11 protein-coding genes are annotated in these 12280 nt (G+C 56.1%); 3 read left to right on the top strand and 8 right to left on the bottom strand.

Translation table 11 applies throughout. The features are described 5' to 3' along the window. Window positions 1-7 precede the first annotated feature (7 nt). The 3 genes from C8P63_RS19950 to C8P63_RS19680 all read right to left on the bottom strand — a co-directional run bounded on the left by C8P63_RS19950 (window position 8) and on the right by C8P63_RS19680 (window position 763). A complete protein-coding gene (locus C8P63_RS19950) occupies window positions 8-166 on the bottom strand; it encodes a capping complex subunit for YIEGIA (RefSeq protein WP_425437215.1) in 159 nt (52 codons plus the stop codon). A gap of 164 nt (window positions 167-330) precedes the next feature. Further along, the gene (locus C8P63_RS00985) at window positions 331-537 is read right to left on the bottom strand and encodes a DUF1657 domain-containing protein (protein WP_108021457.1); all 207 of its coding nucleotides are present in this window, start codon (window positions 535-537) and stop codon (window positions 331-333) included. Window positions 538-634: 97 nt separating this feature from the next. Beyond that, complete coding sequence (locus tag C8P63_RS19680) at window positions 635-763, bottom strand: hypothetical protein (protein WP_281258657.1); 129 nt, start codon at window positions 761-763, stop codon at window positions 635-637. A 179-nt stretch (window positions 764-942) separates the two neighbouring features. Between C8P63_RS19680 and C8P63_RS00980 the strand changes: the two genes are divergently transcribed. Further along, on the top strand, window positions 943-1848 hold the full coding sequence (locus C8P63_RS00980; protein ID WP_170109418.1) for an alpha/beta fold hydrolase: 906 nt from the start codon (window positions 943-945) through the stop codon (window positions 1846-1848). A gap of 87 nt (window positions 1849-1935) precedes the next feature. On the opposite strand, the gene C8P63_RS00975 is transcribed toward C8P63_RS00980, so the two are convergent. After that, a complete protein-coding gene (locus C8P63_RS00975) occupies window positions 1936-2550 on the bottom strand; it encodes a CBO0543 family protein (protein WP_146172077.1) in 615 nt (204 codons plus the stop codon). A 186-nt stretch (window positions 2551-2736) separates the two neighbouring features. Here C8P63_RS00975 and helD point away from each other — a divergent pair, with 186 nt between their 5' ends. Together helD and C8P63_RS00965 are read left to right on the top strand one after the other, a co-directional pair. After that, the gene (gene helD, locus C8P63_RS00970) at window positions 2737-5076 is read left to right on the top strand and encodes an RNA polymerase recycling motor HelD (RefSeq protein ID WP_108021454.1); all 2340 of its coding nucleotides are present in this window, start codon (window positions 2737-2739) and stop codon (window positions 5074-5076) included. Between the two features lie 211 nt (window positions 5077-5287). After that, a complete protein-coding gene (locus C8P63_RS00965) occupies window positions 5288-6829 on the top strand; it encodes a BCCT family transporter (RefSeq protein ID WP_108021453.1) in 1542 nt (513 codons plus the stop codon). 128 nt (window positions 6830-6957) lie between these two features. Here C8P63_RS00965 and C8P63_RS00960 read toward each other — a convergent pair whose 3' ends face one another. The 4 genes from C8P63_RS00960 to C8P63_RS00945 form a co-directional block, all read right to left on the bottom strand. Beyond that, window positions 6958-8211 carry an L-lactate MFS transporter gene (locus tag C8P63_RS00960; RefSeq protein WP_108021452.1) on the bottom strand — a complete coding sequence of 418 codons (1254 nt, stop codon included), beginning with the start codon at window positions 8209-8211 and terminating at the stop codon, window positions 6958-6960. 128 nt (window positions 8212-8339) lie between these two features. Further along, a complete protein-coding gene (locus C8P63_RS00955; RefSeq protein WP_108021451.1) occupies window positions 8340-9233 on the bottom strand; it encodes an AEC family transporter in 894 nt (297 codons plus the stop codon). A 361-nt stretch (window positions 9234-9594) separates the two neighbouring features. Continuing rightward, window positions 9595-10362, bottom strand: a complete 768-nt coding sequence (gene fadH / locus C8P63_RS00950; protein ID WP_108021450.1) for a 2,4-dienoyl-CoA reductase — start codon at window positions 10360-10362, stop codon at window positions 9595-9597. Window positions 10363-10423: 61 nt separating this feature from the next. After that, complete coding sequence (locus C8P63_RS00945; RefSeq protein WP_108021449.1) at window positions 10424-12166, bottom strand: acyl-CoA dehydrogenase family protein; 1743 nt, start codon at window positions 12164-12166, stop codon at window positions 10424-10426. Window positions 12167-12280: the final 114 nt, after the last annotated feature.

Below are 12280 nucleotides of genomic sequence, written 5' to 3'. Positions count from 1 at the left end.
GAATGTATCAGGGGTGAACGATGATCCTGAGATGGTCGTTCAGCTGATGAGTCATACCATCCCCTGTTTTTCCCAGGAGAAAAGCCATCTTTCCCCGATCGTCCGGGCCGGCCGCGAAAAAAATGGGAACTTCTCCCCGTAACCAACGCCAATATCTTTTTTTCAATCGTCATACCCATATCCTGACCTCCCCCCGGCTTCTGTCGGTCAGCTTGTTCAACCGCGACTCGTCACCACCCGTCCAAACTTATGATTGATGTTCATTCCGGGGGCGGGGACCCCAAATGAACCCATCCCCCTTCCTTCCAAGGAAAGGGGATGGGTTCATTGTTACTGTTGCTTGTACTGAGGTTCTTCTGTCATCACTTGTTGCTCACGGTTTTTCAACTGTTGGACAATGGAGTCCATGTTTTGCGCCAGTTGATTGTACATTTGTTTGGCCTGCTGATTGTCCGTATCCAGTGCAAAGGTCCTTAAATTAGCGGCGACCCCTTCCGCGCTGGCAACGGTTTGCTGGATTTTCGATCCGACGGTCATCTTCATTCCCTCCATTTTTTTCAGATGGACAAGGGGTATTATACACATTTATCAATATGGCTATTCCGGTAATCATGGATCCATCCATGTCGAGAGATCAATCCTGCGGTCGTTTGATTTTTTTGGGCAAGGTATGGGCCTCTCCACTCCTGCGAGCATATTCCTGAACCAGCCAATTTTTAAAAAGCACCCGTCCATTCTTCCACCAATTCATCAGGAATGTCATTTTTAATCCCTCCTTTCTCATTCCATGGTCATTCTTTCCGTTTATTTTCACTTCCATGGCTTTTAAATTTTACCTTATGTTGAAGAGATTGACTGTTGGGTTGGGTAAAACTGTGAAAAGGGTTTTTCCGCCATTTGTACATACTGAAGTGGAGCCTTAACCAACAGGAGGAAAGGGATGTGTCTGTTAAGATTCATGAGGACAGGCTATGCACATGGGACGGGATTCACCTTCGGTATCGGATATGGCTTCCCAACAACCCCCGGTCTGTTGCTGTACTGGTTCACGGTGCGGGTGAACACTTGGGATTGTATAAGCATCTGGGAGATCGGTTTGCTCGGGACGGGTTCGGTTTGATTACGTATGACCTGCGTGGATTTGGCTGTTCGGAAGGAAAATGCGGTCATGTTACCCACTTTTATGAATACCTGAACGACCTGGATCAACTGATTCACGTTTTCAGACAGGAAATCGGAAACCGTCGCTTCTACTTGATCGGACACAGCCTCGGGGGTCTCATCGTCATCCGATACGTCCAGCAACGACCGAAACAAGTGAACGGTCTCATTTTATCTGCCCCCGCCTTGGGTCTGCACTTCGATGTGCCACTTTCAGTGAAACGGTTGATTTCCTTGTTCAGCCACATGGCCCCTTCCTTCAGTGTCAACCCCTATTCTTTCATCAAAAAAGCCCAACGAATACCCAGAGTGAATTCGATCATCACCTACAATATTCAATCCAAATTAAGGGATCCGCTGACGCCTTTAACGTATTCGTTCCGATGGATTCAGGAATTTCTGATCCAAACCGGAGAAGCGATGCGATCCGTGGCAAAGGTGATGGTTCCGACCCTGTGCCTCTGCGGTAAAGAGGATCGGTTGATTCCTGCGGAAATCGTTCGCTCGTTTTTTGACTCCCTCACCGTGAAAGAAAAAGAATGGCTCTTGTTTCCCGACCTCGGCCACCGTTTGCTTCACTTTGAACAGCCGGCTTCAGCCATCAACGCTTTATTGGATTGGATGAACCGGCAGGAACCAAACAATTCAAGAATAATACGGGAAGATCCGGCGATCCGCCCTGAATGATGTTTTTGTCGGTGCATATACTCCCCCGCGAACAAAAAAGAATCTGGAAACTGCTCAAATGGGCAGGGTTTTTTCCAGATTCTTTATTTATGTTTCTTGTTCCACTTTGAGGTGGTGCAATCGAAGCATCAAGAGGAGAAAAACATTGGTTAGAGCGGAATACAGCATGTTCCATCCATTATGATAAGACATGTACCCAAATAACTTTAAATGCAGTTCAATGATCAGCAGAATCATCGCGCCCAGAAGAATCCACAGCCATTGATGGGTTTTCTTTCGGGGAAATCGTTGAACATAAATCCAGGCACCCACTGGATAAAGACTGAGATTTAAAATGATATTGGGCCACAAACCATCAAGAAAGGGATCCTGATAGCTCCAAAAGCCCCTCCTTCCCCCGATCGAAATGGTATCCAACAGAAACGAACCCAGGCTGGCGATTAAAGCAGTCGGATAGCCGTTTCTCCAATGCTTCCAGTCAATCAACAAAAGTCCTATAAACCACCAAATCAGAAACCATATGAGAAAAGCCAAAGTATCACTTCCCTTTAGCTGACATGGACAAAGGCCCATAAAGGGGCCTTTGTCCATGGGGGTTTCTAAAACCGTGGACATGTGATTATGTTTCTCCAAACTTGTGAACTTATACATAAAAACCGACGATGGGGATGAATGGTCAAAAATTTTTTGGATATCATTCATTGGGGTAATACCACATCCCACACAAAAGACCCCCTCACTCTGCCTTACCCGTGCCTGGGCAACTGCTATTCGGCGGGAGTTGCAGTTGATTAAACGTTTGGATATGAATGACGGAACACCGACGAGCAGGACACGTTTTTGTTATAATCTGCTTTATGAGGCTGATCGGCGAAAGGAGCGAGGCCCATGAGCGTGTCAGAAGAGGAGTGGCAGAAGGAACAGCGACGGGTGGATCGGGTGGTGGATAAGATCAATGACACGATCGACTCCCTGAAAAAACAGGCCGGTCACAGGCGGTCCGAGATCTTGGACATCCGGAAGGATTTCTGGGACGATGTGACCGTCAACCTGGATGAACCGCACGAGGCAGTGGAAACGGCAACCAGCATCCGGCAGCAGGCAGAGGTGCTTTCAGAGCGGGAGCGAAGCCACCGGCACACGCAAAGCCGGCTGGAGACACTGAAGAAACTCCGGAATTCCCCCTACTTCGGACGGATCGATTTCAGGGAGGAAGGGGAGCCGGAGGCCGAACGGATCTATCTCGGGATCGCTTCCCACTTCGATGAAGAGAGCGAACAGTTCCTCGTATACGACTGGCGGGCACCGGTTTCCAGCCTGTATTACGATTTTTCTCCCGGTCCGGCGGAGTACCGGACCCCCGCCGGCACCGTTTCCGGAGAGATGGAATTAAAGAGGCAGTACCTCATCCGCGAGGGCCGCATCCTCAGTCTGTTCGACACAGGTGTCACCATCGGGGACGACCTGCTCAAGGAAATATTGGGAAAACAGGCGAACACCCGGATGAAAAGCATCGTGGCCACAATCCAGCGGGAACAGAACCAAATCATTCGGAACGTGGACAACCGGCTCTTGGTCGTTCAGGGGGTCGCGGGCAGCGGAAAAACCTCCGCCGCCCTTCAACGGGTCGCCTACCTTCTCTACCGGTACCGGGAGACCTTGAACGCTGAGCAGATCGTGCTCTTCTCCCCCAACCCGATGTTCAACCGCTACGTCGCCACCGTTCTCCCCGAGCTCGGGGAAGAGAACATACAACAGACCACGTTCCAGGAATACCTCGAGCACCGACTCGCCCGAAACTTCCGGCTGGAGGATCCCTTCACCCAGCTGGAGTACACGCTGACGGCTGACGAAAAACCGGACTGCCCGGCACGCATGGAAGCCATCCAATATAAAGGGTCCTTCGATTTCATGCACCTGTTGGACCAGTACGTCGAGTTCCTGGGACGGGAGGATCTTCTTTTTCGCGATCTCTCTTTCCGGGGACAAACGATCTTTTCGGCGAAAGAAATCCGCGACCGATTTTATTCCTTCGACCCCGCCCTCTCCATCCCCGACCGGATGCAACGTCTCCGTGATTGGTTGCTGGAGGAGTTGAAAAAGCGGAAGCGCCGGGAGCAAACCCGTCCCTGGGTGGAAAAGGAAGTTCAACTGCTCGACCACGGGGATTACGAGCGGGTCCACCGGAAATTGCAACATCAAAAACGGTTCACCGAGGACACTTTCGATGATTTCCACCGTGAACAGCAGATGCTCGCCGAAATCGTCGTCCAAAGGCGGTTCAAACCCCTTCGCAAAAAGATCAAACAACTCCATTTCGTGGATCTCCCCGGCACATACCGACAGTTGTTCGACCGGACCGGCTTCCTTACTTCCGGGGACCTGCCGGCACACTGGGCGGAAATCAGTGCCCGAACCGTGGAAAAACTGGACCGTTCCGAGCTGGCCTACGAAGATGCCACTCCGTATCTCTATCTGAAAGATCGCATCGAAGGCACCCGGGTGAACACCTCCGTCCGCCACGTGTTGATCGATGAGGCCCAGGACTACACCCCGTTCCAGTTTGCCTTTCTCAAACGGTTGTTTCCCCGCGCCAAAATGACTGCCCTCGGGGACCTGAACCAGTCGATCTTCGCCCATGCTTTGACCGGTGACGGTTTCAACCCCCTCGCCGTCCTGTACGGGGAAGCGGAAACCCGGGTATTCCGGCTGACGCGCAGCTACCGCTCCACCCGTCCGATCGTGGAGTTCACCCGCCCGATGATCCGTGGGGGTGAAACCATCGAGCCCTTCAACCGGGAAGGAGCCAAGCCCACGGTGACGAAAGCGGCTGATTCAAAGGATCTCGCCCTCAGGGTGGCCGACCGTGCCCGAGCACTCCAAGGCGACGGACACCGAACCATCGCGGTGATCTGCAAAACCGACCGGGAAAGCCGGGAGGCCCATGAAGCCTTGAAAGACCGTCTGCCCCACCGCCTCATCGGAAAAGAGACGGCTTCCTTTGAAGAAGGAATCCTGGTCCTTCCCTCTTATCTTGCCAAGGGGGTCGAGTTCGACGCGGTGATTCTCTACAATGCCTCAAGGGAACAGTACGGCAAAGAAAGGGAACGAAAGCTTTTTTACACCGCCTGCACCCGGGCGATGCACGAACTTCATGTTTATTACACCGGTGAAAAGTCTCCCTTTCTGTCGGATATCCCTCCCGAGCACTATATTTTGGAAGAATGACCCGCCCTGATGGCGGGTTTTTGAATTATAGCGGCTCATCGTTCTTCTGACACCGTACTTTCCCCCTCTCCGAAACCGTCTGCCGGCTTCTGCCGTATGCGGCCGGATCCTGCCGGTCATGGGTCCCCATCCCTTTTGAACCCCTCTCCCTTTATTGTTAACCTTAAATTCGAGACACGAAAAACGACCAAGAGGAGTGTGATGTGGAACTGTGAATGCAACCCAATTGGACGGAAAAGTGTTTTGGGGTTCCCTTCTGGTGGTGGGTCTCTTGATCGCCCCCCTCACTCTGGGAACCGACCGGGGCGTCGCTCTTCTGAATACGGTCCGCGAAGGGATCACCCGGGATCTCGGATGGTTCTACCTCTGGTTTGCGGCCGCCGCGCTCGGGTTGTTGGCATGGCTGGCACTGGGCCGGTATGGAAACGTGCGCTTCGGCGGGGAATCCGCCCGACCCGAGTTTTCCAGGATGAGTTGGATCGCCATGATTTTCACGGCCGGAATCGGTTCCAGTCTGATGTACTGGGGGATGATCGAATGGGCCTATTATTATTCTTCTCCCCCCTTCGGACTGAAGGCCGAAAGCCCGCAGGCCGGCCAGTGGGCCGCCACCTACGGCCTGTTTCACTGGGGATTCAGCGCCTGGGCCATCTACTGCCTGCCCGCTGTCGTCATCGCTTACGCTTTCCACCAAAAGGGCTATCGCATCCTGAATTTGAGCCGGGCCTGCCGGGGAGTCCTCGGTAAGCAGGCCGACGGTTGGCTGGGGAAAGTGATCGATATCTTTTTCATCTTCGGTATGGTCGGCGGCGTCGGAACTACGTTGGGGCTGGGAACTCCGATGATCGCCGAGGGGATTTCCACCCTGACCGGCATTTCCCCGGGCCTCGGCCTCAACACCGGGATTATCCTGGCGTGGACCGCTCTGTTCGGTGCCAGCGCTTATCTGGGGCTGAAAAAAGGGATCAAGCGGCTCTCCGATCTCAACCTGTACCTGGGGATCGGGGTGGGAATCTTTATCCTGCTGACAGGGCCCACCCTGTTCATTCTCGATACGTTTACCAACAGCTTCGGTCTTCTGGTGCAGAACTTTTTCCGGATGAGTTTTTACATGGATTCGGTCGGGGGAGGCGATTTCACCCGTTCCTGGACCGTCTTTTACTGGGCCTGGTGGGTGGCCTACGCCCCCTTTATCGGTTTGTTCACAGCGAGGATTTCCCGGGGGCGCACCATCCGGGAACTGATCCTGGCGATGGTGCTCGCCGGGAGCTCCGGCTGTTGGATCGCTTTCGCCCTGCTGGGCAACACAGGACTGTTCTTTGAACTGAAGGAAACGGTTCCCGTCACCCGGATTCTGAACGAAACCGGAGCCCCGGCGGCCATCATCGCGATCTTGCAGGCTCTTCCGGGCGGAAGCCTCCTGTTGATCGCCTTTCTGACCTTGGCCATGGTGTTTCTCGCCACCACCTTGGATTCCTCTGCCTACACCCTGGCCCGTGTCACGAGCCGGGAGATGGAAGCCGACGAGGAACCCGCCCGGTGGCTGCGAATCTTCTGGGCTTTAATCCTGGGAGGCATCGCCGTGGCCATGATGGCCGGAGGGGGACTGGAGCCCTTGCAAAACCTCACGATCATCACATCGGTGCCGGTGTTGGTCATCCTCACCCTGATGACCCTCTCCCTTTTGAAATGGTTGGCGGGAGACGAGAAAATCCAAATGGAAACCCCCAAACCCCAAAAAAAATCCGCCTGATCCAGGCGGCACCTCCCCTGCGGGGGAGGTTTTCTATTGTGACGACTCCCATGTAAACCCCTGGCCATCAAATCATCAACTCAACGGAGCGGCTTTGGGTGAATGCCGCCGCTCACTTCACAATACTTCTAGGTGCCTTGTTCCGCGATGTGTTGGCGGAGCCGTCGGATGTCCACCTGGATCCAGAGAGAAATGATCAGGGCCACGGCGAAGAAAGCGGCGAAGACGGACAGGCTGCCGGCATAGCTGCCCGTGGTGTCCCGGATCCACGAGGTGATGGCGGGTCCGGCCAATCCGGCGGCGGCCCACGCAGTGAGGATGTTTCCGTGGATCGCCCCCAGTTCCCGGGTGCCGAACAGGTCACCGATGTAGGCGGGGATGGAGGCGAAACCACCCCCGTAACAGGTCAGGATCAGGAAAACGAGTCCCTGGAACAACAGAGGTTGGGTCGTATGCGGAAGGAGGAAGAAAGCGACAAGCTGGATGGTAAAAAAGGCGGTATAGGTATTGGGACGGCCGATGTAATCGGAGAGCGAAGCCCAACCGATCCGCCCGATTCCGTTGAACAGTCCCATCAGGCCCACCATCGCGGCCGCAGCCAGCACACTCAACCCCGCGATTTCCTGAGCCATCGGCGAGGCGACGGAGATAATGGCGATCCCGCAGGTCACGTTGATAAACAGCATCAGCCACAGAAAGTAAAAGCGGCGGGTTTTCAAAGCCTGCTTGGCCGTCAGTTGAGCCATGTCCCGGACCGGTCGGCGTGTGCCTGCCTCGATTTGCTTTTGGAACCCTTCCGGCATCCATCCCTGGGGAGGGGGAGCCAGGTAGAGGGAAGAGCCCACCATCAGAAGAAAGTAAACGGTACCCAGGATGTAAAAGGTGGGGGCGATGCCTGTCGAACCGATGAGCCGGGCCATAATCGGTCCGCTGATCAAAGAGGCAAAACCAAAGCCCATGATCGCCAAACCCGTCGCCAGGCCGCGCCGGTCGGGGAACCATTTCACCAAGCTGGAAACGGGAGCGATGTAACCCACCCCGAGACCGATGCCGCCCAGCCCCCCGTAAAACAGGTACAAAAGGGTCAGGGATCCCGCCTGGACCGCCAAGCCCGACCCGATCATCCCAATCCCGAAGAAAACAGCGGCCAGCAGACCGGCTCTCCGGGGTCCGTTCCTTTCGACGAAGGGACCCAGAAAGGCCGCCGACAAACCCAAAAAAAGGATGGCAAGACTGAAAGCGAGGGACACCTGGCCATCGTCCCAGCCGAATTGGTTCTTCAGGGGTTTGGTAAAAACACTCCAAGAGTAAACCGAGCCGATGGAAATGTGAATCCCCACAGCACAGGCGGCGATGAGCCAGCGGTTTTTGGTGGTTTGCACGTCAACTCCTCCTTCAGGTCATGTTTCATGACAGAATTTTAAGTTGGATGAAAAGTCAAAATGATAGTACCACGGGGGCCCTTTTTCGACAATAGCCGGGAGAAAACAAAAACACCCCGGATGGGGGGTCAGGAAAGCACCCACAGCAGCCCGGACACGGTGAAGGCGCTGAGGAGGGTGCTGGTCAAGGTGATGCTGGAGACCAGTTTGGGTTGGCTGTCAAACTGGAGAGAGTACATGGTGGTGATGGCGGCGGTGGGCATGGCAGCGGCGACCACCATCACCTTCAGGAGCAGGGGCTCCGCTCCGAGGAGGACAGCGAGCCCCCAAGCGATCAGAGGCGAAAGGAGCAACCGGACTGCCAGGGAAAAGGAGATTTTCCCCAGATCGGCGGTGTGAAGCCGGATGGTGGACAGCTGCATCCCCAACGCCAGCATGATCGTGGGGATCGCAGCGTCAGCCAGGAGATCCACTGCTTTGAACAGTTCTTCCGGCATCGGCCAGCCGAAGCGTTGCCAGAGGAGACCCAAGACGGCGGCGTAGGCAATCGGCATGCGAACCGCCGGTTTCAGCGCTTCTTTTGCCGGCATCGAGCCCCGGGCCGCCACATAGATCCCGACGGTTCCCATCAGGAAGGTGTGGATCACCATGATCATCACTGCATAGTCGAAGGCTTCTTGGGAGAAGGCGAACAGAATCACCGGAACCCCCATATTGCCGTTATTCATGAAGGCGGAAGCCAGGATCAGCCCGCTCTCCTCCGAAGCCGACCAACCGGCGAACTTGGCCGCCAATTTGACGACGCCGATCAGGAGGAAGGAAAGGGTGACGGAGTAAATCAGGATCGACAGATGCTGAAACCCCACCTCGTTGGTGTAGAAGGTCCGAAAAGCCAGCCAGGGCGACATCAGGTAAAGCCCCGCAGTGGACAGGGAGCGGATATTCAAGTGAAGCAGTTTCTGTCCGATGAAGCCGGCTCCCAAAATGAGGAAAACCGGCAGGATGACTTGGATGAAAACCATGGATACTCATTCACCTGTTTCATTTCAAAGATTGTGGTTCCGTGTGCTTTATCGGTGTATGCCCTCTTCGTCCAACGGTTTCTTCCGTTTTAAAAGAGCTTCCGCGTCGCGTCCCCGTATCTACCGGGTCCGCATGGATCTCTCTCCCCTTCTTTCGCATATCTAAATGATAGCATAATCACGCAAAACAAAGCCGGTCTCTTTTGAGACCGGCTCAACGCAGAATAGGGAGGGAGGTTGAGGCGGAGGTTCATCACGATACCTCCGGATGGAGACCCCTGTCTTCAAACATGAGGGGGAAGTTGGGGGGCGTCCGTCCAGAAGTTTGCGGTGTATGACCGCACTCCGTAACCCCCCTTTTTTAAATAAACCGCATCCCGTTCATCCATTGTCCCCCGTCCATGGTGATGCAGTCCCCGTTGATGTATTCCGCCTCGGGAGAAAGGAGGAAGGCGGCCGTTCCGGCGATCTCATCCCATGTTCCGAACCGGTGGAGCGGAATGCCTTTCAGAACCATCTTGTGCATCTCTTCGCTCAGAATCAGTTTGTCGACTCCGCCGGTGTTTTCCACCGGTCCGGGGGCGATGCAGTTGATGCGGATCCCGTACCGGCTCCCCCATTCCACGGCAAGGGATTTACTCATGGCGAGCACCCCGGCCTTGGCGGAAGCGGAATGGACCACCCCCGCGGCTCCCGTCCAGGCGTAAGCGGCCACGATGTTGACGATGGAACCTTTCCTCCCTTCCCGGATCCACTCTTTGGCCACAGCCTGGGTGCAGTGCCAGGTGCCGTTCAGCACGATGTCGATCACGGCGTTCCAGCCGTTTTCGGAGAGGTCTTCCGCCTGGACCACGAAGTTTCCGGCGGCGTTGTTCACCAGCGCGTCGATCCCTCCGAAGGCTTCCCTGGCTTTCTCCACCGTCTCCGCCACCTGTTCCGTCTTCCTCACATCCATCCGAACCGGAAGGACGTTTCCCTCCCGTTCGGCGAGGTCTTTCCGGGTCTGTTCCAACTTCTCCGGATCGCGGCCCGTGACGACCACATTGGCCCCGTCCCGGCAAAACCGGGTGGCCATCGCTTTCCCCATGCCGCTGGTGCCCCCGGTGATAATGACGGTTTTCCCTTTCATCTCTCCCACACTCCGTTTCCTGATGGTTCGATCCTTGTTTCAGTTGTGTCCTTCGATCGCATCAAGATGGCCGAACCCCTGTCTCCTCTTTGAAACAAACCACTTCGTCAAACAGTTCCACCGAAGGAATGGAGCCGGAACGGATATCGTGAACCCGGGGACGGAAGGTGCGGTCCACGAAATACTCCGCCACCTTCATCAGGCGGGAGGAGCCGTCGGTCACGCGTGCGTGCCGGGCTTCTTCCAGCAGACGGACCGCGCTGTACACGTCGGTCAGCCGGTCGGCGAACCGTCGGGCGTGGGCGTTTTGCACCACCGGATCCGCCGACAGAAGATAACGGGCATCCTTGTACAGTTCCGGGATCCGTTCCCGGACGCATTGGGCCGCATCGCTCAATTCCGGAAGCGTCACCCGGTTCAGCGTCTCTTTCATCTCTTCCAGGATGGCGGAGTGCCGGCCTCCGGTCCGTTTCGCCTCCCGGCCCAGGGTCTTCAGGATCTCCAGCGCCATGATGTTGGAGGGGCCTTCCCAGACGGTGTTCACCTGGGCGTCCCGGAGAAGGCGCGGGGTGACGTATTCTTCGATGTATCCGTTGCCGCCGTGAAGCTCCAGGGCGCTTTTGGCGTGTTCCACCCCTTTTTCGCTGAGCCGGTACTTCGCCATCGCCAACAGGAGACGAAGCAGGGTGAGGCGGTCCTCCGACGCCTCCCCGTATGTATGGCAGCGGTCCATCAGCTCGATCATCCGGGCTGTCAGAGCCCATCCGGCCTCGATGTCCGTCATCATATTCAGGAGCGTTTCGCGAACCATCGGATATTCGTGGAGGACCTGACCGAAAGCGGAACGCCTGGCGGTGTAGATCGCAGCCTCCAGGAACGCCCGGCGGGAGATGGCCAGCGCCCCGGTGGCGGTGCACATCCGGGAGATGTTGAGAGCTTCGGCCATGTACTTGAACCCTTCTTCGGGTTCACCGATCAAATAGCCCACCGCTCCCTTCAGCTCCAGTTCTCCGCTGGCCACCGCCCGGACCCCCAGCTTGTCCTTGAGCCGCCGGATGGTGATCCGGTTTCGGGTTCCGTCGGGCAACCTCCGGGGGAGAAGAAACAGTCCCAGTCCTTTGGTCCCCGGCTGGTCGCTGACCCGTGCCAGGGTAATGGCAACTCCGGCGTCACAGTTGCTGGCAAACCACTTTTCCCCGGTCAGGAGGTAGTGATCCCCCTCCGGAACGGCCCGGGTTTCCGTCGCCCCCACATCGGAGCCGCCCGCGATTTCCGTCAGAAAGGTCGCACCCTGCTCCAGCGTCTCCCGATCCATACTGGCCAAAAGCGGAAGGTAGGTTTCCTTCTGCTCCTCCGTGCCGAATTTCTCCAGTACAAAAGCCACGGACATCGTCAGGGTGACCGGACAGGTAAACCCGGTCTCCGCTCCGGACATCAACATGTGGAGAAGCTGGGTGAAGAAGAAGGGGACTTTCTCCGGCACGTCATCCCGGTAGCGCCAACCCACCACGCCGGACTCAAAAGCATCCCCGACCGTCTGGAGGTATCCTTCGTTGTACCGGATTTCGTTGATCTCTTCCCCCTTCCGGTTGTACCGGATCAGCCGGGGCGCCCCTTCCCGGTCCGTGTGGCGGGCCCGGGCGTCCATCGGACCGGCCGTGTACGCCCCCATCCGCACCAGTTTCTCTTCCCCCCACTCCAGAATGGCGGGGGAAAGATAGCGACGCGCGTAATACTGCATGGTGTAATCGCTCTCATACCAGTTCAAACCGGTCCCGTCTTCATAGCGGCTGTAATCGATCATCCACTCCCGCTCCTTTTTACCCGGGATATTCCGGCGGCCCCGGATCGGTTCCGGCCCCGCCGGTGAGTGAATACTAATTCAATGCTAACGAACCGGATCCCCTTCCGTCAACAG

Source organism: Melghirimyces profundicolus (genome assembly GCF_003054245.1).
Taxonomy (GTDB): Bacteria; Bacillota; Bacilli; order Thermoactinomycetales; family DSM-45169; genus Melghirimyces; species Melghirimyces profundicolus.
This window is presented reverse-complemented; position numbering and strand designations above follow the sequence as displayed.